This window comes from Streptomyces sp. NPDC002889 (assembly GCF_042888425.1).
Taxonomy (GTDB): Bacteria; Actinomycetota; Actinomycetes; order Streptomycetales; family Streptomycetaceae; genus Streptomyces.
Window position 1 is genome coordinate 109,484 of the sequence record NZ_JBIAPT010000005.1, and the last position, 22,445, is coordinate 131,928.

The window sequence follows — 22,445 nt, forward strand, 5'->3', positions numbered from 1 at the left end:
GTTGTGACGGTCGGGCTTGCGTTCGACAGTAGTGATCGTGATGGGATGAGCCGATGCGATCCCCCACACGCATGTCCACGCAACCACGCAATCCGTACGACGAACTGGCTCAACTGGCAGACCCCGAACCGGACTACGGCGCAGAGCCGGGCGGTGGCGAAGACGGCTTCTCGGGCTTCGACCGACTCGGAATCCGCTCGGACGGCGACGAGGCGGACGACTGGTCACCACCCAACCACCGCGGCAAGAGCCGCCTCGCGGCCCTTCCCGTCGCGCTGAAGCTCACCGTTGCCGCGGTCGTCACCGCAACGTTCTTCGTGACCGGCGACCGTCTGGCCGTGGCGTACGCGGAGGAGAAGGCCGAGGACAAGATCCAGCAGTCGCTGGACCTCGCCGCCAGACCACAGGTCGACATCGAGGGATTTCCCTTCCTGACCCAAGTGCTGAACCGCCGTATCGACAAGGCCGACGTCACCGTCCCCGACGTCGCCGCCGACAAGGTATCCCTGGCCGAAGTGCACGCCACCGCAACCGATGTGCGGATCGTCGGCGATCTGCCGACGGCCATCCAGGGCGCGGTGATCGACCGCATGGACGGCGACGTACTGCTGTCCTTCGACGACCTCAACCGTGAACTGGGCGCGTCCCAGGTCGAGTTCTCCGACGCCGGACGCGGCAGCATACGCATCATCGGGTCGCTGCCGGTCGCCGGGCGAGATGTGAGCGTTCGGGCCCAGGCCCACCTCCGACGCGACGGCGACCGCGCGGTGTCCACCACCGTGGAGGGCATGCGCCTGGACGTCCCGGGCCTGTTCACCTACCGCCCGGGCAAGGACCCCGCGCACTCGGGACTGCGGCTGCACCCGGAGGCCGTCCGCAGGATCACCCAGGAGGCGGCCCAGGCCAAGGCGCTCCTCGACCTGCCCGCCGTGGTGGAACGGCTCGGCATACCCCGCTCCCAGATCGACCGCGCTCTGAGCAGCGAGAAGGAACTCAGCCGGCTTACCGGCTCACCGCGCTTCATCGAGCAGCTGATGAAGGTCAACCTGGTCGAGCTCGTCATCGACCACCCCTGGCTTCTGGAGAAGGCGGGCATCGACCCGGGCCTTGTCAGCGCCCTGCTCGCGCTCAGGCCGCCGGAGCTGTCCGACCAGCTGTCCCTCTCCTTCGAACTGCCCAAGACCACGGGGGACCTGCGGCTGCGCGGCATCGAGGTCGAGCGTTCCGGCGTACGGGCGGACCTCACCGGCACCGGCCTGACCTTCGGCAAGGTGGCCGGTGCCGGCGGTGACCAGCGGTAGGCACCCGGCGAGAGGCACGGGCAGCTGGGTGCAGCGACCCGTTTCAGCCGTGCGATGAGGGGCACGTGCACGACGAAGGACTACGAAGGGACTGACATGAGTGCCGGAGAGAAGGCCAAGGCCATGGCCGAGCAGGTTGTCGGCAAGGCTGTGAAGAAGGCGGGCCACGCGATCGGCAACGAGTCCGCCGAGGTCAAGGGCGCTGCCCTGGAAACCCGCGGAAAGGCGCGGGGTGCCAAGGAGAAGACCAAGGACACCTTCAAGCACTGACCCTGCTCCCCTCAGCGACGGGCTCGGCGGCATGTTCGTGCCGCCGGGCCTGCACCTGGGTTCACGGACCGATCGTCTTTCGACTTCGTCACGAGGGGTACTCGTCCCACAGTCCCGGAACCGGCCTGAGGAGGAGAAACGATGACTGCCGAATACCGTCCGGAGGGCTTCGAGGACTCGAACGAACCCCTGCCGCGAGACATGCCCGATCAGCAGGCCGAGACGGAGGAATCGTCCGAAGCCGAAGAAGCGCTGGGCCGCTCCGCGGACGAGAAGGGCCTCACATCGGAAGACCTGCCGGACATCGATGAGCCGGCGGCCGGGCCTCGTGGGGCGCCGGACTCCGAAGACGCGGACGCCGACCAGCCGGTACCCGATGAACCCACCGACTGACACCCCTCGGCACCTGGCTCCGCACCCATGGGGGCTTTGTCGTGCGACCACCCCGCCGCCGGCCTCTTGAGCCCCGTGACTCGGGGACACGCGACCACTGGCAGGTGATGCGCCCCGGCCCATGATCTGCCGAGGTGCGCGTCGCCCGGTCTGCGTCAGACCGAAGGGCGGCCATGGAGACCGCTGGGCTCTCGATGACCCGGGGGCTGCTCCCGGGCAGCTCGCCGCAGGAGCAGCCCGGGGAAGGTCACTGCCAGGTGGTGCGGGTCCTCAGAGGCTGAACTCCGCAGGAGACAGGCCCAGCACAGAACACGCTTCCCGGATGATCTGCTCCTCGGCCGGGGCGACGAAGCCGTCCGCGCCGGCCACGACGATCCCCGTCTGGATCACCGCCCTGGCCTCCGTCTGCTTCTTCGCGGCCTTGGCGACCTCCTGCATCGCCTCCGCCTTCCCCTGCTGGAAGTTGACCGCCAACTGGTCGACATGCTTGTTGAACCGCTGGCGCAACTGGTCCGCAGGGAAGTTCCGAAGGACGTCATTGTTGAGAATCAGCGATTCCACATGCTGCCTCTCGGCCGGGTCGACGTGTCCGTCGGCGGCAGCCACCAGGGCACACATGGCCATACTCGCGTCCCGGTAGGCACCGCTCTTCAGCTCGGCCTTCAGCGAAGTGAGCTGCGACTTCAGCGTCTTCACCAGCTGGGCCCGCGAGCCGCCCGCGGATCCCGAACCGTGCCCGTGACCGCTGGAACCCCGCGTCCCCTGGGCCTGCTGCAGACCCTTGGCCTGTTCCTTGATCCGATCCCACATCGCCACTGGTGCCGCCTCGGCTTCTGCTCGTGTCGTTCCGGTCACGCCCGCATGTCCTCGCGGGTCACGATGCCAACGCTTTCCGCCGTCACGAAGTTCCGGCGACCAATGCAGAGCCTACGGGTGCGGGCCCGGGCGCCGGGGCCGCCGCGCTGTCGATGGAACGCGGAAGGTACTCACGGCCGTGTTTCCGGCCGAGAAGCTCTCCTGGAGTGCCGGCAACGCCGGTCTCCTCCCACCGGTGTGCATGCCTAGCGGGCAGTCGTCCGCACCCCTCGACGAGCGGCAGACGGCCGGCTGAGGCAGACGGCCAGCGCGAGCAGCGCGCTGAGCAGGATCACCCCGCCCAGGGTCAGGAAACTGACCTCGAGCGCCGCTCGGTCTCGGGCTCCTCCGCCGCCGGCAGAGGAGCCGCACGGGGGATCGGCTCCGTCGCCTGGCCAAGCCGGCTGGAGGGGGCCAGGCGGCTTCCCCGACACACCGGGGCGCTCGATCGCTCCGGTGTTGACGCCGGCCATGGCCACCCCGCTCCAGGAGGCCGCGACACTCGAACAGCGTCGGACGGCATCTGCTGAGGTGCACTACGAGCCATCGTCGCCCGAGGGGTGTACGAGCTCGCCGATGGCGACCGGTATCCGCTGCCCGTCCGGGGAACGGAGACAACCGCCTCCGGGACCACCAGGATCCGCCGGCCCCTGTGATGTTCAACGCCGCCCGAGCAGGCCGCGGATGAATGCGGCCTGGCCCGCGTGCTGCAAGTCATCGGCAGTGACGCTGACGAGACGAACCCCCAGTGTCACCGGCGGAATCCACGATTTGTCCACGACGCGGTCCAGCGCATCGTCGTCGAGGCTTTCGATGAAACGCAGCGTCTGCTCCACAACGGCATCGTGGTAACCGAGCAGCAGCTCGGGAGAGTCGACGCGTACGGCAGCGACCTGCTTGCTGCTCTGTCCGAACCCTGTCACCTCGGGAGCGAACGGCAGCGCGAATCGGTCCGCCCAGCCCGAGAGCCACACCTGCTCCAGACCGCCCGCGTCAGCAACATGATCGTCCTGAACACGCGTCAGATGCCATACCAACCAGGCAATGGAGTTCGCGTCATCACTGACCCGGGTGTTGAGCTCCTCCGCGGAAAGATCACGGACCGCTCCGTGAACCGCCTCCTGAATGCGGCCGAAAGCATCTGCCAGCACTCCGCAACCGTTCATACCCTGCTCCCAGGCCGCATCTGCCACCGCCGAGCCGGCCGGCCTCACCGGCGTCGGCACACACCGACCCTCACGCCCAGTCCTCTTCCTTGCATCGCCCCGGATCAGTCACTTCCCAAGGCCCTCACACACCCCGCGGACGCCGACCGGGCGGCACACGACGGACATCATAAATGTACCTTTTGTCGCCAATAGCGCGAAACGGTCGTCTACGCCGGTGGGCTGCTTCTTCGAGGTGACGTCGCGTCGTCCATCGTTCCACCCCCAGGTCAGGAATCCGGTTCGTCCGCTGTGGACGCCGCGCGGCGGCGCGGCAGACAGAGCTGTGCGGCCAGCAGCCCGGCCGCGCCGACCAGGGCCCACAATGCCCACGGGCCGATCGCGTACACGGCGCCGCCGATAAGTGGTCCGGCGCCCGTACCGATCGTGTACGCGGCGCCGTACAACCCCTGGTAGCGCCCGACCATCCGCGGCGGAGTCAGACTTCCCAGGTAGGCGTTGGCGACGGAGCTGGACATCATCTCGCCGAGCGTCCACATCAGCACCGTCGCCGACAGCAGGACCATGCCGGTCGTGAACCCGGTCAGCGCGAGACCGACACCGATGAGCAGGTTGCCGATGGCCAGTACGTACTCCGGCCGGTACCGGGAGACCGCGCCGGTGATGGGCAGCTCCAGCACCAACACCGACAGACCGTTGAGCCCGATGAGGAGACCGAAGTCGCGCTCGGTCAGACCCACGTCGCTGACGTGCAGGGGCAGGCCGACGGTGGACTGGATGTAGACGAACTCGGCGACCACGGTCATCAGCAGGAATCGCACCAGGGTGCGGTCGGCGAGCGCCTGCCGGTACCCCACATCCCGGTCCGCTTGCGTGTCCGCGTCGTCCTGGTCGGCCCGCGTCTGGGGCGCATCCCGCAGCAGCACCGCCACGACCACGCCGAACAGCAGGCATGCGGCGGCATTGCCCAGGAAGAGCTCCGCATAGGAGGTGCTGGCCAGCACACCGCCGATGACGCCGCCCAGGGCAGCGCCGATGTTCATCGCGAACCGGAACACCCCGAAGGCGGCGAGCCGTTGCTGGTTGGTCGCCACGGAGTCGAGCAGCACCGCGGCCGCGGCCGGCCGGTAGATCTGCGACGTCACGCCGATGAGACCGACCACCGAGACGATGATCGGCAACGGTCCGAGGAACGGCACGATCGCCGTCGGCCCGGAGGTGGTCACAGCGGACAGCACGATGGTCCAGCGCCGACCGATCTTGTCGGCGAGGTGGCCACCAACGGCGTTGCCGAGCACTTTGCCCAGACCGGACACGCCCAGCACGAACCCCGCGGCACCGGCGGAATAGCCGCGCTCGGTCAGGTAGAGCACGATGAACACGGGCAGGAAGTTGCCGACCTGGTTGACCAGGATGCCGAGACTGATGATCCACACGCGGCCGGGCAGACCGCGAAGCGCGTCGCGGAATCGCGGCTCGTCGACACCCGACCGGTCCGGCGGCGCGATGCTCACGCGACGGGCTCGGTGCGCACGTGTATCGCCGCGGCCAGCCGCCTGCCATGGGCGATCGCTTCGGTGGCGGTGGCGCCGCGGGCGATGACATGACCGACCTTGTCCTCGTTCCAGGTCAGTGGTGGTACCTCGTCGCCCGGCTCCACCCCCAACTGGAGGTCGACGAACGCCGGGTCCGCGAGCACGGCGTCGACGCCGCTCACCTCCACGACCCGCCCGGGCTCCGGAGCGAGGAACCGGACGGCCGCTCCGCCCCGAGGCTCGGGCGACGTGGTCAGCGGCTCCACCACGCCGAACCTGGCGCCCAGCGCGTAGCGCTCCATGTCGACGCCGTAGGCGATCTCGGCCAGTTCGTTGATCCGGTCACCGCCGATGCGGTTGTGCGACTCGACGATCCGCGGGCCGCGCGAGGTCAGCTTGACCTCGGTGTGCCCTGGACCGTTGCGCAGCCCCACCGCGTCGAGGAAGTCCGCCACCAACCGCGTGACCTCGCCCAGCGTCTCGGTCGAGCAGCCGCTGGGCTGCGAATGTCCGATCTCGACGAAACCGGGGCCGCCGCACTCCTTGTCGGTCACCGCGACGACCACATGCCGGCCGTCGAAGGTCAGTGTCTCCACGCTGATCTCCGGGCCGTCCAGGAACTCCTCCATGAGGAATTCGTCGAAGGAATCGGCACAGGACAGGTCCCTGGCGGCCCAATGCCCGTCGTCGAGGGATCGGAACCGTTCGGCGACGACGTCCACGTCGGCTCGGTCACGTATGCAGAACACCCCCAGGCTGCCCGATTCGCGGATCGGCTTGACGATGATCGGGAGCCCGTGCGCCTGAACGAACTCCCGAACGTCCTGCGCGGATCGGCCGACCGCGGAGGCCACCGGGCTGATGCCCCGCGCGGCCAGGTGCCGGCGCATCCGCCACTTGTCCAGCAGCAGTTCCACGGTGGCGACGGACTCGCCGCCGAGGCCGAACGCCTCGTTGATCCGCGCCGTCGGCAGCAGCCCGAGCTCGAACAGCGACACGGCGGCCTGGAACGGATACGCCTCGTGCAACGCCCGGACCAGCGGCAGGAGCCGGTCGGTGTCGCCGTAGTCGAGCAGCAGCGCCTGATCGACGTAGGGCCAGTGGCCGCGGTCGTACTCGTCCGGGAACTGGGCGTGAACCACGTCCAGGCCGAGCTCCCGGGCCTTGCGCACATGCTTGGGCTTGCCACCGATGACCAGGACGCGAGGCCGTCCGGTGGCGACCGCCGAGGACCGTTGGCGGGTGGATACGACATCGTCGGACAACGTGGGTCCCTCTCTCACGTTTCCTCCCGGCGGGCTCGCCGGGAGTCGGGAATGGCGTCACGGCTGAGGAGGTTCAGTTCGGCACCTCCGTGCGGTGCGGCGTCGTCGCGGGCGGCGGGCCTCGCGGTAGGCGTCGCGGAGTTCCCTGACCAGGGCCCAGTCGTTGACGCCGAGCTCCGGGAGCGTCGGGTCGTGATGCTGGGCTGCTCGGGCCTGGGCGAGTGCGTATTCGGCCGAGAGGCTCATGCATCAACGGTGCGCCCGGCCGCTGGGGTTGGCACGTCAATTGACCAACGCCGCTAATCGGGGCGCCGGCTGTCAGTGGGCCCGTGCACCATGGAGCCATGAGCGTCGACATCGACATCACCGGGCTCCCGCAGGAGCGCATCGTCTTCGGGCCGTCCCCACTGGCCGAGCTGGGGGCGGCTCTGCACGTTCTCTCCGAGCCGGGCCACCATCCGGGCCTGCACGGCTGGGCGACGAAGACGGCTGCGGGGCTGAAGCCGGATCTGCTGTGCCGGATGTCGGAGGCGGAGTTCCTGTGGCGGTCGACGCGGTCCGACATCCTGTTGCCCAACCGCCCGATGCCGCCGGCCACGCTGGCGGAGGAGCTGGACGAGGTGGACGGGCTCGATGACGAGACGTACGTCGAGGCCGCGCTCGAGATCAACACCTCCGGCTGCACGCTGCGCTGTGGTGGCGGGCGCTCCCCGCTGGTGGACGACGCCGCTCGGGACGCTGCCCTTGAGAGGGCGTCGGCGCGCGGTCCCCGGCAGCTCGATTTCGCACAACACCTACTGAAGGACCCGGCGACGGTCCGCGCCTGGATCCGGCGTCTCTTCGAGGACTGCGACGACGCGTTCTTCGCTGAGGTCTGGCAGCGTGTCCGCCCTCAACTCGCCGCGGACGCACGGGAGAAAACGGAGCTGCTGCGTCGCAAGGGCCTCGCCGACGCACTCAAGGCGGTGTCGCCGACCGTGACGCTCGAGGAGGACGCGCGGGGCCGGCGCATCAATGTCGACAAGCTGACCCACGGGCGAACGGAGGCCACGCAGCCGGGCGTCGACCCCGGCGTCACGTTCGTGCCGAGTGCGTTCGGCTGGCCACATCTGGTCGTGCAGCACGCGCCGGGGTGGCGTCCAGTCGTTGAATACCCGGTCTCCACACCGCAGTTGAGATCCGGGCCGGGCACGTCGGAGCTGATGGAGAAGCGTTTGATGGCGTTGGCCCACCCCGTCCGGATACGCCTGTGCTGGGCACTGGCCCGCGCACCGTACACGACGAGCGAGTTGGCGAAGAGTTTCGGCATCACGGCGCCCGAGGTCTCGCGCCACCTGAAGACCCTGCGCGAGGCCGGAATGCTCACCACGCAGCGGCACGGGAAGTACGTACAGCACCAGTTGGACGTCACCGTGGTGGCACGGCTGGGGAGCGACTTCCTCGAGTCGATCCTGCGGTGACGGAAGGGCCCGACGGCAAGCACTCCGTTCCCTCCCAGCCCCGGGCCCGGGCCCGCAGCCGCGGCCAATGTGGAGATCACGGCCCGTGACTCTTCGTCTCAGATCGTCCACCGGCTGGAAGCACAGAGGAAGCGGATGCCCGTGAGGGCGCGCCCCACCGCCTGCCCCGCCACACACCCGTCACCGGTCCGACAAACGTGCTAGTCATCCGTACGGGCGGCATTGGTCATACGACCCGGCCGTGGGCCCCTAGTGTGCCGATGTGGCATGGGAGCAGATGAGCGCACTGGCGGTGGCGTCGATCCTCGGCTCGCAGGGGGTCGTTGGCGCGACCGCCTATGCGGCCGGGGTGGGCGAGAGGCCCGTACCGGCGGAGGTGTCGGCGCCGGTACCAACGCCGGCGGCAGCCGACGTGGCGGTGGCGGCTTCCGCGCCGGCGGAAGGATCGGGCTCCGGATCAGGATCCGCGCCTGCGGTGGGTTCCGCCTCGGCGCCCCGACCGGTGGACGCGTCGTGGGGCGCATCGGTGTCCCTCTCGCTCCCGTTGCTGGCGCTGTCCCTCTCGGTATCGGTGCACGTGGAGGACTGCCCGCCATCGCCGCCCGCACCGACTCCGGCCCCGCCGGCCCCTGTCACACCGCCCTCCCCGACACCAACCTCACCGGCCCCCACCACCGCGCCGCCCGCACCGGCTCCGAGCGAGTCCACGCCACCGGCCTCTGTCTCGCCCCCGGCCCCGCAGCCCCCCGAGCAGGTCGCTGCCGTACCGGTCCCAGATGCGCCCCCTGCCACCGCGCCACTGAAGCCACCCGCGGCCCGCCCGCCGGCCCCCGCACCGCACGCCGTCGCCGTGCGCACCTACCGCCCGGCGAAGGGAAAGCCGAAAGCAGCCGGAATGCCGCTGGTGGTCCTCATGCTCGTGACCACGACCCCGGCCGTGCTCGCCGCGGCGCTGCTGCGCCCCCGCTCGCAGTCCGCCGCATCCCGGCGCGGCAACGCCTGAACCCCGCACACATCACCCTTCCTCGGGAGCCCACCATGTCGGAATGGCTGGTCCTTGCCCTCGTGATGGCCGCCGCCTGCGCCGTCGTCCTTGTCGCCATGCTGCTCAGCCAGCGCAGGTCGGACGCACGAGAGGCGGCAGAGCCGGATGCGGACGCGGACGAGACCCCCGACGTTCTTGAGTACATGACGATGATGGTCGGCGTCGTCTACGCGATCGTGCTCGGGCTGGCCATCGCGGGCGTCTGGGAAGCGCGCGGCGCCGCGCAGGACGACGTGCGCCGAGAAGCTCAGGCGCTGCACGAGATCACCGAGCGGGCACGGGTCTACCCGCCTGACTTCCAGGACGAGCTGCGCTCGGACATCGACCACTACGTCTCGCACGTGCTCGACCAAGAGTGGCCGCGGATGATCGACAACAATGAGCTGCCCGGCCGGGGAGCCGAGCTGCTCGGCACCGTACGTGCGGACATCGCGCAACGCAAGCCGTCCGGCGAGCTGGAGGCCGAGGCCTACCAGCCGATGCTGGACCAGATCGCGGTCGCCGACGACGCACGCAATGCGCGGGCGCAGAACGCCGGCGAAACCCTGCCGGGCGTGGTGTGGTTCGGCCTGATCAGCGGTGCCCTGGTCACCATCGGACTGATCTTCACGATGCAGATCGGCCGCTCGTTCCGGGAACTGCTGCTCGCCGGCCTGTTCAGCGCGCTGATCGCCTTTCTGCTCTTCCTGGTCTGGGACTTCGACGCGCCCTTCGGCCGGTCGGGCACCGATTCGGCTGACGCCTTCCGCCACATGTTCCCGAACGCCGTTCGGGAATGAACACTGTGGGTCACCCGGGCTGTTCAGCTGGACAGGAGGCGGTTGAAGAACGACCGGTACTTCCGCAGGGCCATGCGCAGATCCTCGGTGTTCGCCTCCTCCCCCCGGTTCCACTGCCCCTCCAGGTCCTGCTTGTGCTGAGAGAAGGTCGCGGCCATCGTCTGCATCACGTCTGCGACGAGAGAGTCGGCTGCGTGGACCGCTTCGCGCGGGTCGTCGACGAACCGGGTCTGAATCTCCTGCCAGCGCGTGCGGAAGCTCTCCTCGTCCTCCGTCGTCAGGAGTTGGGGTGGTTCTTCCTCCGCCGGAGCGGCCCCGTCCCGAGCCGGTGATCCAGCGGCTTCCGGTGTTCCCTCGGTGGCCTCGCCGGGAAAGGAAGGAGCCTGGGGCCGGCTTTCGGATTCCTCGCCCCGGCCGCGGTCGCGGGGCGCGGCAAAGTCATCGGTGGACAGGCCGCCCTCAGGGGGTTCCGGCGTACGTTCGCGTTCCATCTCTCCTCCGTTCGACTTGATGTCCCTGTCCTGCAGGGAGCCTCACGCCCTGGCAGCGGTCATGCCCGGGCGTCACGAGCCTGGCCCCCGTCGGTGAGCAGTTCGTCGAACAGCACGCGGTAGTGCACCATGGCGCCCCGCAACTGCTCGGTGGTGGCCTCGTGCTTCATGCTGAGCTGATTGACGTCGTGGGCGGCGCGGTAGTGCTCGAGCGTGCGCCCGTGCTCGACCGAGAGGTCCTTGAGCCGCTGCGTCAGGTCCTCGGTCGGGTAGCCGCGCTCACGCATCAGAGAGGTCACCAGCAGGTCCGCGTCCTGAACGGCGTCCTCGGGGCGATCCACGAAGTCTCCCTGCACGCTCTCCCAGTCCCGGGCGTAGCGGTCCCGGACGCTGCCGGACAGTGGCTTGATGTCCAGCTCGTCATGGCGCTTCTCGCGTGTGCTCAGATCACGCTCGGCCTCGCGCCGGCTTCCGGCGTCCTCGACGGTGCGTTCGTACTCCGGGCCGAAGCGCTCACGCAAGCGCCGACGGCGCACCATCAACGAGGTTGCCACGGCAATCACGGCGACTACCACCACGACGAGGATGATGATCGCTACGAGGGTTCCTGTTGACATCGGCCTGACCTCTCACAAGCGCCCGATATACCCACTTTCAGAGTATCCGCGCGGAGCCGGGGCTGCTCGTTCCCCGAGCACCACAGCGGCGAGGGGCACGCGGCGGATCACCCGTCGGGCTTGCGCCACCGTGGATATCCCACCAGGCACTCCCCCAGCAGGTGATCTCACTCGATCTCACTCTCCGGGGATGCCGGGCAGTGGGCGTCGGCCGGCCGAGGTGCCGTCCCGGGCAGCCCGTCCCGCACTCGCGGGCCCCGGCTGCGGCGTGATGCCGGTCGAAAAACTGTGGCTCCCGCGGCGCGTGTGCGGGAGCCCCAGTTGTGAAGTGCTGGACGACACTCAGCTGCGGATGATGTTCTCCGCCTGCGGGCCTTTCTGGCCCTGCGTGACGTCGAACGTCACGGCTTCTCCCTCCCGCAGTTCGCGGTAGCCCGTCCCGGAGATGTTCGAGTAGTGGGCGAAGACGTCCGGGCCGCCGCCGTCCTGGGCAATGAAGCCGAAGCCTTTTTCGGAGTTGAACCACTTCACCGTGCCGCTGGCCATGCTCATCCTTCTGTCCATCCAGCAAGCGGCCCGGGCGCGGGCCGCCGCAGGCGCCCTGTATGGGCGTCCGGGGCAAGATCTACCCCGGCTCGACAAGACCTACCCGAGAAGCTCGGCGTGCGCCCGACCGGGTCCACTCCGTCGGAGCAGGAAGTGGTCCATCGGACCGGGGCACGGGAGGGCCGCCGGGCCCGGTGGTCGGCGCGCTTCTGAGACGGCTCGACCACCGGGGGTGTCCCGAGGGCCGGATACCCACTGTCGGACTATCGGACGAACGTTCTACCTTCGTGATCGTCGGCGGAGCACGACCGCTTCTCCGCAGCAGTCATCTTGCGGCTCTTGACGACCACCGCGTTCTTCTTGCCGTCCGTGCCGTTCTTGGCCGGACCGGTGATGGTGTCCTGCAGGAACCAGTAGTAGTGACCCCACTTGGGGTTGTCGTAGTGGGTCTGCCAGGTGCCGGTGACCTTCTGCATCACCTGTGCACGGGAGATCCAGCCCACCTCACCGGGCTTCACCGTCATGTTCACGGAACTGCTCTCCGAGTGGGAGCTCGTCCAACTGTGGTTGTAGCTCGCCGTCACGCTCAGGTCCACCATCCCCGCGATGCTGCCACCGGCGGTGACCGAAAGGCCGAGCGAGTCGGTGGAACCCACGGTGTCGTCCCACGCCATCGTCTGAGTGGCGTTCGAGGTACTGCAGTTGAAGAGCGAGTCGGAAACCTGGTGGAAGCGACCGAGGTAAGCCTCGCCGAGTACAGGGGAGTTGAAGCTGCACTTGCCTACTCCTGACGCGCAGTCCGCCATCAGCAGTTGCCGGGTGGGCTGCTCATCGGCGGCTGCGGGCGCAGTGGCCGTCGCCGCTGTCCCGCACGCCGCGACCGCGATCGCGATCAGCCTGACGCCGTGGCGCACGAGGGGGTTCACCGTCATCTTGGTGTGCCTTTCGAACTGGGGGGTCGGTGAACCGGCCTGAACCACAAAGGACTTGAGAGCCTTCGAGGCTGCGCCAATGATCACCGCCTGTTGAGTGCGAGGCTGTCTCAACAGCCGAGGCAGCTACACCAAGAGCGGGCAAAGTTGTAGTTGATGACACAACCGGTGGGGCGCCATCAGACAGGGCCGGCCGGACCCGGCCACTCCCTGCGCGGCGTGACCCAGTGCAAGAAGCACCGGTCCGCACCCTCTCCCGGCCGTCAGGTGCGCGCCCGCAGGGAGGCGGTGTGCCGGCGGACCTGCTCCGGCGTCAGATAGACGTCGGTAAATTCGAAGTCGCGCAGGGTGACCCGCTTCTGTTCCTGGAAGCCGGTACGGACGAAGTCGTCCCCGGCGACGGCGTTGAGCACCCAGTTGGTGAGGACCCGGGTCTTGGCGACGTTGGTCCTCAGCGCCGACCAGTGGTAGCCGCGGGCCACCAACTGGGCCGGGAGGCCACGCAGTTCGATGCCCAGTGGTTTGGAGACGGCGTCCTTGCCACCGAGGTCGACCACCAGGCCCAGGTCTTTGTGCACATAAGGCTTCAGTGGCTGATTGCGCAGCGTGGCGACGACGTTGTCGGCGATCCTCCGTCCCTGTCGCATGGCGTGCTGCGCGGTGGGCGGGCAGACCTCGCCCCCGCCCTTGGCCAGGTCCGGCACGGCCGCAGCGTCCCCGAGGGCGAACGCGCCGTCGGCGCCCGGCACGGTCATCTCGGGCCGCACCACGAGCCGGCCGCGGAGAGTCTCGGCGTCCAACGTGCCGACCAACGGGCTCGCGGCAACACCGGCCGTCCAGATGAGGGTACGGGTGGGCAGCACGCGCCCGTCGGTGAACGTCACCTGCTCGGCCCCGGCTTCGGCGACCGACACTCCGAGGGACACCTCGATCCCGCGCCTGCGCAGGATGTCCAGAGCAGCACGTCCGAGCCTGTCGCCGAGTTCGGGCATCAGCTTGGGCGCGAGATCGACCACATGCCACTTGATCAGCTCGGGGTTCAGACGGGGGTAGCGCTTCACCGCGTGCTGTGTCACACGTTGGAGGCAGGCGGCCGTCTCGGTGCCGGCGTACCCTGCGCCGACCACCACGAACTGAAGCCGGGACCTCCGCTCCTCCTCATCAGGGCTGGCGTCCGCCAGATCGAGCTGGGCAATCACATGGTCACGGATATAGGCGGCCTCGGCCAGCGTCTTCATCCCCCGCCCATGCTCGAGCAGGCCTGGGATGTCGAAGGTACGGGTGATGCTGCCGGGAGCGAGAACGATGTAGTCGTATGTCTGATCGACGATCTCGCCCGTGATCTTGCGGATCACGCACACCTTCGCCTTGGTGTCCACCCCGATCGCGCCACCGGGAATGATCCGGGTGCGGCGCTTGCTGACGCGGCGCAGCGAGACGGCAACGGACTGCGGCGTCAGGACACCTGAGGCGACTTGAGGCAGCAGCGGGAGGTAGAGCTGGTAGGAAAACGGCGTGACGAGCACGATCTCCGCTTCCGCCTCGGTCAGTTTGCGCTCCAGTCGGCGTACGCACTCCAACCCGGCAAAGCCCGCCCCCACCACAAGAATCGTCGGTCGCTCCACGATGTCCTTCCCTTCTCCGGTCCGGCAGGTCCCTCATCGACTGCCCCGCCTCGAAGGACTTGCACGCCGCGCTCATGACGGGCACGGAAACGGCGCTCTTGTGGAGGCCGGCGTGGCCGAAACAGGTGCCTCCATCTCCTGAGGTCCACGCTTTGCCTGTATCGCTCTCTCGGGTGCTCATAGCATGGCCGCCCTACACGACATGATTGCCGAAGATGCGGGTGAGGACTGGATGCAACGCGAGTCGTGGCGCCCGGATGCCATCGACACGAAGGTGCCCAGCGTGGCGCGTATGTACGACTACTTTCTTGGGGGCGACGACAACTACCAGTCCGACCGCGAGGCCTGCGAGCAGTTGCTGGAGCAGGTTCCCAGCACGAAGACGCTGGCGGTCAACAACCGTCGTTTTCTGCAGCGTGTCGTACGTCTGCTGGCGGCCGAGTACGGGGTGCGTCAGTTCATCGACCACGGCTCCGGGCTCCCTACCAGGGACAATGTCCACCAGGTGGCCCAGGCTGTCGATCCCGACTCACGCGTGGTGTACGTCGACAACGACCCCATCGTTCTGGCACACGGCCGAGCCCTGCTGGAGGAGAACGACCGCACGGCCGTCATACAGGCCGACATGCGTGACACCGAGGCCATCTTCGGCCACGAGGAGACGACGCGGCTGATCGACTTCAGCCAACCGGTGGCGGCCCTGTTCGTATCGGTGATGCACTGCATTCCGGACGAGTCGGACCCGGGCGCACTCGTCCGTCGAGTTGCGGATCATCTCGCGCCGGGGAGCTTTCTCGTCGTCTGCCAGCTCGTCAGCGACCGGCCGGAGATCCGGAAATTCGTCACCGACTTCATGGCGGATGCCACGGGAGGTCACTGGGGACGGGTCCGCGAGGAACACGAAGTGGCGGACTACTTCACCGGTATGGAGATCGTGGAGCCGGGCCTGGTGGAAGTGTCGACCTGGCGACCGGACTCCGACCTCGCGCCCACGCAGCTGACCGATGAATGGATCGAGTGGGGCGGCGTCGCCCGGCTCTCGTAGCGTCGGCGCCGGCGTCGATCTGGGCTTCGCCTGATGTTCGGCGGTTCCGGGTGGACAGCGCGTCAGGCGTTCCACCCGGAACACCGCTGTGTTCACGAGCCGGACAGGCGCCGTCGAATCAGCTCGATGGACCCCTTGGGAGTGAGGGCGCAGGCCCCGAGCCGGTCCATCATGTCGCGGTACTGCTCGACGACCTGCGGCTTCTGACTGAACGTGCTGTCGGTCAGATGCTCGATGTACACGGCGTCCTTGAGCTCGCTCAGTGCGAAGCGCAGGTAGGTCACGCCCGTCCCGACGCCGACCGAGGCGGTCACATCCAGCGGGGCGATCTGGAGCACCACACGGCGCTGCTCCATCATGGCGACGAGATACTCGAGCTGCCCGCGCATCACATCGGGTCCGCCGATGGTGCGCATGAGAACGGACTCGTCGATCAGTGCCCACAGACGGGGGGCGTCCGGCTGATCCAGCTGCCGTTGCCGTTCCTGCCTGAGGGCCACCCGTCGCTCGACGTCATGCGGATAGAGGTGGGCGGGTCCCGAGCGGACGACCGCGCGTGCGTACTCCGGCGTTTGCAGCAAGCCCGGCACATAGAAGGGCTCGTAGGTACGGATGGTAGCCGCCGCCCCCTCCAGGGCGACCAGCGGAGCGAAGAAGTCGGACAGGACATCGCTGAACGAGCGCCACCAGTCCGGTCGGCGGGACTGGTGCACCAGCCGCAGGAACTCGAGCACACGCTCCTCGTCGCTCACCCCGTACAGGCTCAGCAGGGCCAGAGCGTCGTCGGGCTTGCAACCGTGACGGCCCAGCTCGATCCTGCTCGTCTTCGACCGGGAGAAGCCCAGCTTGGTGTCGACGCCGGACGGGTCGAGTCCGGCGGTGATGCGCAGCTCGCGCAACTTGCCGCCCAGAATCAGCTTCAGAGCGGTCGGATTGCTCTCGACCGCGCCCAGCGACTCGCCGAACAACGACGGGCTCGGTACTGCTGCAGCCATCGCGCGCTCCTGCGGTGTATGGGAAGGCCCCGACATTATCGAGCACAGGCAGGTGCGGGCCAGAGGCAACCGGCGGCCACCCGGGCCTGTTTCAGCCAATCAGGGAGTCGAAATCGCCGACGCGGGCTCCCTCCATGAAGGCAGCCATCTCGTCCCGGGTGTAGACGAGCGCCGGCCCTTGTGGATCGCGGGAGTTGCGCACAGCTATGTGACCACCCGGCAGTACTGCCATCTCCACGCAGTTTCCGGTCGCGTTGCTGTGACTGCTCTTGATCCACGTCACCGCACTCAGTGCACTCGCCTGCACGCCGTTGAGGAACTCCATACCCACAACCCCTCCCCATTCGCACGTTCGTTCGCCTCGGAACCGGCCATGCAATCTCAGGTGCAATTGCATTCTCGGGGCCGGCACGACAATACTCGTCCGGCATCGGCTGCCGCAGCATCGAACACCGGAGCCTGCAGGGAGACATGACCAGTGACGATTCACATGTCAACTGCCTCGACGATGAAGGTCGAGCACGAGGTGCCGCTTCGATGTGCGGATCGCGCGACCCAACCGCCGCCGCAAGGCCTGGCTGAGGACCCGCCGGACCCCGGCCATGACGAGTACCCCGGCCCCGGCCTGTTCGCCGCATGCGGGCTGGACGGCAGACTCCAGAATGCGGGCCAGGCACGTCAGTTCGTGAGCATGACCCTGAACGGATGGGCGCTGCAGCCGCTCGTACCCGATGCGAAGCTGGTCGTCAGCGAACTCGTCACCAACGCCGTCCAGCACGCTTTGACGCACACCGCGGAGGAAGCGGTCGACTACCCCCTCTGGCTGGGCCTCTTCCGGCACCCCGGACATCTCCTGTGCGCCGTAGCCGATCCAAGCCCTGATCCGCCGCGCCCGGGCAGCTGCGATCCCTCTGCATCCGGGGGCAGAGGGCTTGCGCTGATCGATGCACTGAGCGACTCCTGGTCCTGGAGCCGGACGCCGCCGCGGGGGAAGACCGTCTGGGCGATGCTGCCCCTGCCCGGCCCGAGCGGTCCAACCCCTCGCTCCCCGCACCGGCGCACCGACTAGGGCGGGCACCAGCGCCCGAACCCGCTGGGACTCATATCAGGGCAGAGGATTCCCCGGTGGCATTGAGGATCTCCGCGGTGATGCAACTGGCCTGCGGCGGGGCGAGGAACACTCAGGCAGGAGCCCTCTGCGCCGACTGCACCGGGCGCCTCAGCGGCGTCCGGACCGGGCCCGGGGCGACCGCACTGACTCGGATACCTCCGAGGCCACCCTCTGCGCCAGCCCGACCCGGCCGGAGCGCGGTGCACGAAAGCAGCCCTCATGACCCATCGCTGGATCGCCACGCTTGTGCACTGGTCGCGCCGTGGCCCCACTTCACCAGTAGTGACGCCGACCGCCGACCGCGTGTCCCAATGCACCGAGGATCCACAGCACGACGCCGACTCCTACGAGAATGATCCCGATGGTCCACAAGATACCGATACCGGCCACGAGGCCGATGATCAGAAGGATGACTCCGAGGACGATCATTGGTGCCTCCGATGACGGAGCGGCCCCCTGATCTACGAGTCCCCGAACGTTCTGGTGACAAACCCCGGGAACCGGTTGCCGTCGCCCCGGCGGGACCGTGACCGGCCTGGTCACCGCATGCCGTCACGCGATGGAGTCGTCTCCGGCCCAGCCAGGGGGCGAGCCCGGCCCGGGCGGGATCAGCTCGGACGGTCGGGGTCCGACCGTGGAGCCTGTCCTGCGTCGCGGCGCTGCTCATCGCTCCACTTGCGGGTGTCCCGCGGCTCGACGTAGGGCTCCTCCTCCTCGGGGAAGCCGCCCACGATCGCGCGTTCGCGAGCCAGTTCGGCGTCGAATTCGAGGCCCAGCAGGATGGCCAGGTTCGTGATCCACAGCCACACCAGGAAAACGATCACTCCGGCAAGGGTGCCGTACGTCTTGTTGTACGAGCCGAAATTCGACACGTACAGCGCGAAGCCCGCGGAGGCGAGCATCCAGAGCACAACGGCCAGGAAGCTGCCCGGCGTGACCCATGCGAATCCGCGGCCCTTCGCGTTCGGGGCGGCCCAGTACAGCAGGGCGATCATCAAGGTGACCAACAGGATCAGAACCGGCCACTTCGCGACCGACCACACGGTCATCGCGGTGTCACCGACGCCCAGGGCCGTCCCGATCCGTCGGGCGAGGCCGCCGGAAAGGATGACGATCAGCGCGCTGGCGCACGCCAGGACCATGAGCGCGACCGTCACACCGAGTCGTACCGGCAGCACCTTCCACGCAGGCCGGCCCTCGGGCATGTCGTAGACAGCGTTGGAGGAGCGGATGAACGCGGCGACGTATCCGGAAGCTGACCACACGGCCACCAGGAGGCCGACGACGGCCAGCACCGACCCGGTGACGCTGCTGCCCTGCAGTTGCGTCACCGCATCGGTGATCACGTCCCTAGCTGCGCCCGGGGCGAGCTGCCGAAGATTGTCCAGCACCTTCTGCGTGGTGCTCTTCCCCGCGGTGCCCAGCAGGGAGACAAGCACCAACAGGGCCGGGAACAGGGCCAGCACACCGTAGTAGGTAAGGGCCGCTGCCCGGTCCGTGAGCTCGTCGTCCCGGAACTCCTTGACGGTTCGACGCAGCACCTGGCCCCAGGACTTCTTGGGCAACTCGGTGGGGTTGTCCGGCGCTCTGCGTTCCACCTCGGGGCCCGGGCCCGGGCCGGGCTCCGGTCCGGCAGCGGGCTGCGGTCCGGCAGCGGGCTGCGGTCCGGCAGCGGGCTGCGGTCCGGCAGCGGGCTGCGGTCCCTCCATGCCGGATCGGCGGTCTCCTGATGGGGAGGCTTGTTCGTCTCGATGCCGCATCTTCCACATCCGTGTCATATGCGCGCCACCGTCCGCTCAGCAGAACGAGAAACATGTCGGAGCAACGAGGCCACCCACCGCCTCCTGGCCGGGCCGGGGGCTGCCGTGGTCAGCGCCCGCGGGCCGCTGTGGGGACGAACCGCTTCAGCCGGGCCACGTCCCGGTGAGACGTTTGGTGACTGTGGCGCCGCCACGGTCAACGGCCGCCTTGACTGCTGCGAAGATGGCGCCCTGCAATGACGCGGCGATGAGTATCTCGCGCCACGTGCGGTCCTCGTCGGTGGCGTCGGGCGCCTCGTCGTCGTGCCCGATCCTTTTCCACACCTGCCCGAACAAGGCACCGGCCAGTGCGCCGCTGAGGGCGCCGAGCACGAACCCGACCGGCTTGTACGCGATCTTCGATGTCTTCATCGCCGCCTCCTGCGCCGTACCAGCATCAGCAGCACCAGGACCGCGGCCGCACCAGCGAGAAGCGCAGCCCGATTGCCACGCGCCGCTTCTGCGACCACGTACGACTTTTCCTGTACGGGCTGTGGCGTGGCATCGCGCAGCTTGGCGCCGACTGCCGCGGCCGATTCCGTCAGCTGCTCCTTGGCGTGCGCGGCCTTCTCGCCCACCTGGTGCTTCATCTCGGCGGCGGTCTGCTGTGCGCGCGCTTTCACATCCGCCTTCCGGGCCAGTGCTTCCACCGTCCGGCCGAGTTCCTCACGGGTGTGCTCGACCTGCGCCCGCAATTTCTCGGCGCTGGGCTGTTCTTCCTCGTGAGACCGGGAAGCGTCACTCATCGGTGTGCCCTTTCCCTGAGTTCGGCGATGTCGGCCTTGACACTGTCGATCGTCTGCTGCGGTGCCGGGGGCGTCGCCTGCTTGATGTTCTTACGGCCCGCAGCGGCCAGGACCGACGCGACGAGGAACAGGATGCCGCTGATGATCAGCGCGGAAGCCCACCACGGCAGCACCATCGCGAGCGCGATGATCGCCGCCGCGACCAACGCCTGCAGCGCAAGGACCGCCACCAGGCCGGCACCACCGAACAGACCCCCGCCCCTGCCGAAATGCTTCCCCTTGTGCATCATCTCGGCCTGGGCCAGTCGCATCTCCTCCCGTACCAGTTGCGAAATCTGCTGTGCCGCTTGAGAGACCAGAGCACTCACCGACTCGTCGGCCCTGATTCGAGGCACGTCGCTCATGGGTCATCACCACCTTTCGTACTCTTTGCGTCCGGTTACCCATTCGAAGCGATCTCAGACGCCGTGAGCCACGCGGCGGCTGCGGGGTGGCGGCGGCCCCGGCACACGCACTTCAGGCCTACTGACACCAGACGCATGCAGGCAGATACTTGTCTGGTGAACGTTTCCGAGCGCAGGGTCTTTGACCTGCGGGAGCGACTCGGCAGGGGCCTCCTCACCCGCGTCGCGGGTCCCCAGGGCGCAGATGTTCGCGCCCGCATCCACGGCACGCCGGGGCCTCGCTGGTTCGGTCCGGACCGGCCCATCCGGACCGTCCACGGCGACGCGTCGATGTTCATCGGTGGGCTGAGGGCCTTGCTGCTCCAGTCCCTGCACCCGTTGGCCATGGCCGCCGTCGCCGGCCACTCGGGATACCAGGGCGACCCATGGGGACGGCTGCAGCGCACCAGCACCTTCCTTGCCGTGACGACCTACGGCACCGAGACCGACGCGCAGAAGGCAGTCGACCGCGTCCGGGCAGTACATGACCGCGTGAAAGGGACCACCGCAGCGGGAGAGGCTTACCACGCCGCTGACCCTCACCTGCTCACCTGGGTCCACGTCGCAGAGGTCGACAGTTTTCTCCGCGCCCACCAGCGGTACGGCGCACACCCTCTGGACGACGCCGGCTGCGACGAGTACATCGCCGACACGTCGCGCATAGCCGTCGCACTCGGTGTCACCGACCCCCCGCACAACCGGAGTGAGCTGGCCGACCGACTCGCCGCCTACCGCCCGGAGCTGCGCGCCGCCTTCCAGGCCCGCGAAGCGGCGCACTTCCTTCTCTTCCACCCGCCCTTGCCCTGGGTCGTACGGACCCCCTACGCCGTCCTCGCCGCGAACGCGGTGTCCACCCTGCCCATGTGGGCCCGCAAGGAGCTCGGACTGCCCTACGTGCCGGGTCTCGAGGAAGCCTGTGTACGCCCGGCGGGGCACGCTCTGACCAGGACCATCCGATGGGCCATGGCACGGCCACCGGACTCCACCGCGGCCGCTCGTCCGAATGGCTTGTCCTGACCGGCGCAGTGCACCGCAGCTGCTAGAAACGCCTCGTCACCTACCGCACACACAACACACCGGCACCGTGGTGGCAGGTGCGGAGTCTCTCGGCGGAGGGCAGGCCATGGCGGAATTCGAGATCCGGAACGCGAGCGCCCACGACCTCGGGCTGATGCGCGACTGGGCCGAGGAAGAGGGTTGGAATCCGGGCGACTCCGACCCGTACGCCTTCACCGTCGCCGATCCGCGGGGCTTCCTCGTCGGATGCCTGGACGGTGACCCTGTGGGCTGCATCTCGGCGGTGCGCTACGGAGCCGGGTTCGGATTCATCGGCTTCTACATCACCCGCCCCTCGGTGCGCGGACAGGGCTACGGGATCCAGCTCTGGCACGCCGGCATGGCGCGCCTGGACGGCCGTGTCGTCGGGCTCGACGGCGTCGTCGACCAGCAGGACAACTACCGCAGATCGGGGTTCGGCCCGGCCTGGAACAACATGCGCTTCGAAGGGGTACCGGTTCAGGACACAGTCGAGCCCGAGGGCGTCGTACTCGTCGATGCCCGCTCCCTTCCTTTCGGTCAACTGGCCGCCTACGACCGCCGTTTCTTCCCCGAGCCACGCGACGCCTTCCTCGCAGCGTGGGCCGGTCTGCCCGGCCGCACCGCCGTCGCCGCCCTGCGCGAGGGCGAGTTGCACGGACTCGGCGTCATCCGTCCGTGCAGCGGTGCGTCCCGCATCGGCCCCCTCTATGCGGCTGCACCGGATGTCGCGGCCGCACTGGTCCACGCTCTGGCGGCGACCGCACCCGGTAGCGCCGTGGCGATCGACGTCCCCGATCACAACAAGGCGTCCATCGACCTCATGGAGCACCTCGGTCTCGCACCCACCTTCGAAGCGGCCCGGATGTACACCGGACCGGCTCCCGAGATCGACCGGTCCGGCCTGTTCGGCATCACCAGCCTGGAACTCGGCTGACACTCTGCGCCGTGGGAATCGCTGCTCCGCCCGAGTGATGTCACCGACCTGCCC

At 68.4% G+C, this 22,445-nt stretch carries 27 protein-coding genes; 10 read left to right on the plus strand and 17 right to left on the minus strand.

The window, feature by feature from the left end; genetic code table 11:
• The first annotated feature begins 71 nt into the window (after nt 1-71).
• From ACFYWI_RS09185 to ACFYWI_RS09195, 3 genes are all read left to right on the plus strand, one after another.
• A complete protein-coding gene (locus ACFYWI_RS09185; protein WP_389227616.1) occupies nt 72-1,301 on the plus strand; it encodes a DUF2993 domain-containing protein in 1,230 nt (409 codons plus the stop codon).
• A 96-nt stretch (nt 1,302-1,397) separates the two neighbouring features.
• Nucleotides 1,398-1,571, plus strand: coding sequence for a hypothetical protein (locus ACFYWI_RS09190; RefSeq protein WP_389227619.1), 174 nt, complete (start codon nt 1,398-1,400; stop codon nt 1,569-1,571).
• A gap of 141 nt (nt 1,572-1,712) precedes the next feature.
• A complete protein-coding gene (locus ACFYWI_RS09195; RefSeq protein ID WP_389227622.1) occupies nt 1,713-1,964 on the plus strand; it encodes a hypothetical protein in 252 nt (83 codons plus the stop codon).
• Between the two features lie 270 nt (nt 1,965-2,234).
• On the opposite strand, the gene ACFYWI_RS09200 is transcribed toward ACFYWI_RS09195, so the two are convergent.
• The 5 genes from ACFYWI_RS09200 to ACFYWI_RS09220 form a co-directional block, all read right to left on the minus strand.
• Complete coding sequence (locus ACFYWI_RS09200) at nt 2,235-2,780, minus strand: tellurite resistance TerB family protein (protein WP_389227625.1); 546 nt, start codon at nt 2,778-2,780, stop codon at nt 2,235-2,237.
• Nucleotides 2,781-3,478: 698 nt separating this feature from the next.
• A complete protein-coding gene (locus ACFYWI_RS09205) occupies nt 3,479-3,985 on the minus strand; it encodes a DUF664 domain-containing protein (protein ID WP_389228320.1) in 507 nt (168 codons plus the stop codon).
• A 269-nt stretch (nt 3,986-4,254) separates the two neighbouring features.
• A complete protein-coding gene (locus ACFYWI_RS09210) occupies nt 4,255-5,499 on the minus strand; it encodes an MDR family MFS transporter (RefSeq protein ID WP_389227628.1) in 1,245 nt (414 codons plus the stop codon).
• Nucleotides 5,496-6,803 carry an ATP-grasp domain-containing protein gene (locus ACFYWI_RS09215; protein ID WP_389227631.1) on the minus strand — a complete coding sequence of 436 codons (1,308 nt, stop codon included), beginning with the start codon at nt 6,801-6,803 and terminating at the stop codon, nt 5,496-5,498. The genes ACFYWI_RS09210 and ACFYWI_RS09215 overlap by 4 nt, the downstream gene beginning before the upstream one ends.
• 39 nt (nt 6,804-6,842) lie before the next feature.
• Nucleotides 6,843-7,031 carry a hypothetical protein gene (locus tag ACFYWI_RS09220; RefSeq protein WP_389227634.1) on the minus strand — a complete coding sequence of 63 codons (189 nt, stop codon included), beginning with the start codon at nt 7,029-7,031 and terminating at the stop codon, nt 6,843-6,845.
• A gap of 98 nt (nt 7,032-7,129) precedes the next feature.
• Here ACFYWI_RS09220 and ACFYWI_RS09225 point away from each other — a divergent pair, with 98 nt between their 5' ends.
• From ACFYWI_RS09225 to ACFYWI_RS09235, 3 genes are all read left to right on the plus strand, one after another.
• Nucleotides 7,130-8,245: a DUF5937 family protein gene (locus ACFYWI_RS09225; protein WP_389227637.1), complete on the plus strand. Its 1,116-nt coding sequence runs from the start codon at nt 7,130-7,132 to the stop codon at nt 8,243-8,245.
• Nucleotides 8,246-9,095: 850 nt separating this feature from the next.
• On the plus strand, nt 9,096-9,248 hold the full coding sequence (locus tag ACFYWI_RS09230; RefSeq protein WP_389227640.1) for a hypothetical protein: 153 nt from the start codon (nt 9,096-9,098) through the stop codon (nt 9,246-9,248).
• Between the two features lie 35 nt (nt 9,249-9,283).
• Complete coding sequence (locus ACFYWI_RS09235; RefSeq protein WP_389227643.1) at nt 9,284-10,069, plus strand: hypothetical protein; 786 nt, start codon at nt 9,284-9,286, stop codon at nt 10,067-10,069.
• 23 nt (nt 10,070-10,092) lie between these two features.
• Here the strand turns inward: ACFYWI_RS09235 and ACFYWI_RS09240 are convergent, their stop codons facing one another.
• The 5 genes from ACFYWI_RS09240 to ACFYWI_RS09260 all read right to left on the minus strand — a co-directional run bounded on the left by ACFYWI_RS09240 (nt 10,093) and on the right by ACFYWI_RS09260 (nt 14,280).
• A complete protein-coding gene (locus ACFYWI_RS09240; RefSeq protein ID WP_389227646.1) occupies nt 10,093-10,560 on the minus strand; it encodes a hypothetical protein in 468 nt (155 codons plus the stop codon).
• A 59-nt stretch (nt 10,561-10,619) separates the two neighbouring features.
• On the minus strand, nt 10,620-11,177 hold the full coding sequence (locus ACFYWI_RS09245) for a hypothetical protein (RefSeq protein ID WP_389227649.1): 558 nt from the start codon (nt 11,175-11,177) through the stop codon (nt 10,620-10,622).
• Between the two features lie 342 nt (nt 11,178-11,519).
• A complete protein-coding gene (locus ACFYWI_RS09250) occupies nt 11,520-11,723 on the minus strand; it encodes a cold-shock protein (RefSeq protein ID WP_389228323.1) in 204 nt (67 codons plus the stop codon).
• A 263-nt stretch (nt 11,724-11,986) separates the two neighbouring features.
• Nucleotides 11,987-12,655: a hypothetical protein gene (locus tag ACFYWI_RS09255; RefSeq protein WP_389227652.1), complete on the minus strand. Its 669-nt coding sequence runs from the start codon at nt 12,653-12,655 to the stop codon at nt 11,987-11,989.
• A gap of 263 nt (nt 12,656-12,918) precedes the next feature.
• Nucleotides 12,919-14,280 carry an NAD(P)/FAD-dependent oxidoreductase gene (locus ACFYWI_RS09260; protein WP_389227654.1) on the minus strand — a complete coding sequence of 454 codons (1,362 nt, stop codon included), beginning with the start codon at nt 14,278-14,280 and terminating at the stop codon, nt 12,919-12,921.
• A gap of 232 nt (nt 14,281-14,512) precedes the next feature.
• Here ACFYWI_RS09260 and ACFYWI_RS09265 point away from each other — a divergent pair, with 232 nt between their 5' ends.
• Nucleotides 14,513-15,325 carry an SAM-dependent methyltransferase gene (locus ACFYWI_RS09265; RefSeq protein WP_389228326.1) on the plus strand — a complete coding sequence of 271 codons (813 nt, stop codon included), beginning with the start codon at nt 14,513-14,515 and terminating at the stop codon, nt 15,323-15,325.
• A gap of 92 nt (nt 15,326-15,417) precedes the next feature.
• Here ACFYWI_RS09265 and ACFYWI_RS09270 read toward each other — a convergent pair whose 3' ends face one another.
• Together ACFYWI_RS09270 and ACFYWI_RS09275 are read right to left on the minus strand one after the other, a co-directional pair.
• Nucleotides 15,418-16,320 carry a helix-turn-helix domain-containing protein gene (locus ACFYWI_RS09270; RefSeq protein WP_389227657.1) on the minus strand — a complete coding sequence of 301 codons (903 nt, stop codon included), beginning with the start codon at nt 16,318-16,320 and terminating at the stop codon, nt 15,418-15,420.
• A gap of 91 nt (nt 16,321-16,411) precedes the next feature.
• Nucleotides 16,412-16,645, minus strand: a complete 234-nt coding sequence (locus tag ACFYWI_RS09275) for a DUF397 domain-containing protein (RefSeq protein WP_389227660.1) — start codon at nt 16,643-16,645, stop codon at nt 16,412-16,414.
• Nucleotides 16,646-16,963: 318 nt separating this feature from the next.
• On the opposite strand from ACFYWI_RS09275, the gene ACFYWI_RS09280 reads away from it, so the two are divergent.
• On the plus strand, nt 16,964-17,389 hold the full coding sequence (locus ACFYWI_RS09280; RefSeq protein ID WP_389228329.1) for an ATP-binding protein: 426 nt from the start codon (nt 16,964-16,966) through the stop codon (nt 17,387-17,389).
• Nucleotides 17,390-17,704: 315 nt separating this feature from the next.
• Here ACFYWI_RS09280 and ACFYWI_RS09285 read toward each other — a convergent pair whose 3' ends face one another.
• The 5 genes from ACFYWI_RS09285 to ACFYWI_RS09305 form a co-directional block, all read right to left on the minus strand.
• A complete protein-coding gene (locus ACFYWI_RS09285) occupies nt 17,705-17,860 on the minus strand; it encodes a DUF6131 family protein (protein WP_389227663.1) in 156 nt (51 codons plus the stop codon).
• 179 nt (nt 17,861-18,039) lie between these two features.
• Nucleotides 18,040-19,140, minus strand: a complete 1,101-nt coding sequence (locus ACFYWI_RS09290; protein ID WP_389227666.1) for a YihY/virulence factor BrkB family protein — start codon at nt 19,138-19,140, stop codon at nt 18,040-18,042.
• Nucleotides 19,141-19,335: 195 nt separating this feature from the next.
• Nucleotides 19,336-19,602: a DUF4235 domain-containing protein gene (locus ACFYWI_RS09295; RefSeq protein ID WP_389227669.1), complete on the minus strand. Its 267-nt coding sequence runs from the start codon at nt 19,600-19,602 to the stop codon at nt 19,336-19,338.
• Complete coding sequence (locus tag ACFYWI_RS09300) at nt 19,599-19,976, minus strand: DUF3618 domain-containing protein (protein WP_389227672.1); 378 nt, start codon at nt 19,974-19,976, stop codon at nt 19,599-19,601. Before ACFYWI_RS09300 ends, ACFYWI_RS09295 begins: the two co-directional genes overlap by 4 nt.
• Nucleotides 19,973-20,380 carry a phage holin family protein gene (locus ACFYWI_RS09305; RefSeq protein WP_389227675.1) on the minus strand — a complete coding sequence of 136 codons (408 nt, stop codon included), beginning with the start codon at nt 20,378-20,380 and terminating at the stop codon, nt 19,973-19,975. The genes ACFYWI_RS09300 and ACFYWI_RS09305 overlap by 4 nt, the downstream gene beginning before the upstream one ends.
• Before the next feature lie 135 nt (nt 20,381-20,515).
• Between ACFYWI_RS09305 and ACFYWI_RS09310 the strand changes: the two genes are divergently transcribed.
• Nucleotides 20,516-21,436 carry an oxygenase MpaB family protein gene (locus ACFYWI_RS09310; RefSeq protein ID WP_389227678.1) on the plus strand — a complete coding sequence of 307 codons (921 nt, stop codon included), beginning with the start codon at nt 20,516-20,518 and terminating at the stop codon, nt 21,434-21,436.
• 106 nt (nt 21,437-21,542) lie between these two features.
• Nucleotides 21,543-22,391, plus strand: a complete 849-nt coding sequence (locus ACFYWI_RS09315) for a GNAT family N-acetyltransferase (RefSeq protein WP_389227681.1) — start codon at nt 21,543-21,545, stop codon at nt 22,389-22,391.
• Nucleotides 22,392-22,445 lie beyond the last annotated feature (54 nt).

What these genes read in the sequence shown, in the direction of transcription:
- ACFYWI_RS09185 (WP_389227616.1), top strand. Translation starts at nt 72, where the DNA reads ATGTCCACGCAACCACGCAATCCGTACGACGAACTGGCTCAACTGGCA.
- ACFYWI_RS09190 (WP_389227619.1), top strand. Translation starts at nt 1,398, where the DNA reads ATGAGTGCCGGAGAGAAGGCCAAGGCCATGGCCGAGCAGGTTGTCGGC.
- ACFYWI_RS09195 (WP_389227622.1), top strand. Translation starts at nt 1,713, where the DNA reads ATGACTGCCGAATACCGTCCGGAGGGCTTCGAGGACTCGAACGAACCC.
- ACFYWI_RS09205 (WP_389228320.1), bottom strand. Translation starts at nt 3,985, where the DNA reads ATGAACGGTTGCGGAGTGCTGGCAGATGCTTTCGGCCGCATTCAGGAG.
- ACFYWI_RS09220 (WP_389227634.1), bottom strand. Translation starts at nt 7,031, where the DNA reads ATGAGCCTCTCGGCCGAATACGCACTCGCCCAGGCCCGAGCAGCCCAG.
- ACFYWI_RS09225 (WP_389227637.1), top strand. Translation starts at nt 7,130, where the DNA reads ATGAGCGTCGACATCGACATCACCGGGCTCCCGCAGGAGCGCATCGTC.
- ACFYWI_RS09235 (WP_389227643.1), top strand. Translation starts at nt 9,284, where the DNA reads ATGTCGGAATGGCTGGTCCTTGCCCTCGTGATGGCCGCCGCCTGCGCC.
- ACFYWI_RS09240 (WP_389227646.1), bottom strand. Translation starts at nt 10,560, where the DNA reads ATGGAACGCGAACGTACGCCGGAACCCCCTGAGGGCGGCCTGTCCACC.
- ACFYWI_RS09245 (WP_389227649.1), bottom strand. Translation starts at nt 11,177, where the DNA reads ATGTCAACAGGAACCCTCGTAGCGATCATCATCCTCGTCGTGGTGGTA.
- ACFYWI_RS09250 (WP_389228323.1), bottom strand. Translation starts at nt 11,723, where the DNA reads ATGGCCAGCGGCACGGTGAAGTGGTTCAACTCCGAAAAAGGCTTCGGC.
- ACFYWI_RS09255 (WP_389227652.1), bottom strand. Translation starts at nt 12,655, where the DNA reads ATGACGGTGAACCCCCTCGTGCGCCACGGCGTCAGGCTGATCGCGATC.
- ACFYWI_RS09265 (WP_389228326.1), top strand. Translation starts at nt 14,513, where the DNA reads ATGCAACGCGAGTCGTGGCGCCCGGATGCCATCGACACGAAGGTGCCC.
- ACFYWI_RS09270 (WP_389227657.1), bottom strand. Translation starts at nt 16,320, where the DNA reads ATGGCTGCAGCAGTACCGAGCCCGTCGTTGTTCGGCGAGTCGCTGGGC.
- ACFYWI_RS09275 (WP_389227660.1), bottom strand. Translation starts at nt 16,645, where the DNA reads ATGGAGTTCCTCAACGGCGTGCAGGCGAGTGCACTGAGTGCGGTGACG.
- ACFYWI_RS09285 (WP_389227663.1), bottom strand. Translation starts at nt 17,860, where the DNA reads ATGATCGTCCTCGGAGTCATCCTTCTGATCATCGGCCTCGTGGCCGGT.
- ACFYWI_RS09290 (WP_389227666.1), bottom strand. Translation starts at nt 19,140, where the DNA reads ATGGAGGGACCGCAGCCCGCTGCCGGACCGCAGCCCGCTGCCGGACCG.
- ACFYWI_RS09295 (WP_389227669.1), bottom strand. Translation starts at nt 19,602, where the DNA reads ATGAAGACATCGAAGATCGCGTACAAGCCGGTCGGGTTCGTGCTCGGC.
- ACFYWI_RS09300 (WP_389227672.1), bottom strand. Translation starts at nt 19,976, where the DNA reads ATGAGTGACGCTTCCCGGTCTCACGAGGAAGAACAGCCCAGCGCCGAG.
- ACFYWI_RS09305 (WP_389227675.1), bottom strand. Translation starts at nt 20,380, where the DNA reads ATGAGCGACGTGCCTCGAATCAGGGCCGACGAGTCGGTGAGTGCTCTG.
- ACFYWI_RS09310 (WP_389227678.1), top strand. Translation starts at nt 20,516, where the DNA reads ATGCAGGCAGATACTTGTCTGGTGAACGTTTCCGAGCGCAGGGTCTTT.
- ACFYWI_RS09315 (WP_389227681.1), top strand. Translation starts at nt 21,543, where the DNA reads ATGGCGGAATTCGAGATCCGGAACGCGAGCGCCCACGACCTCGGGCTG.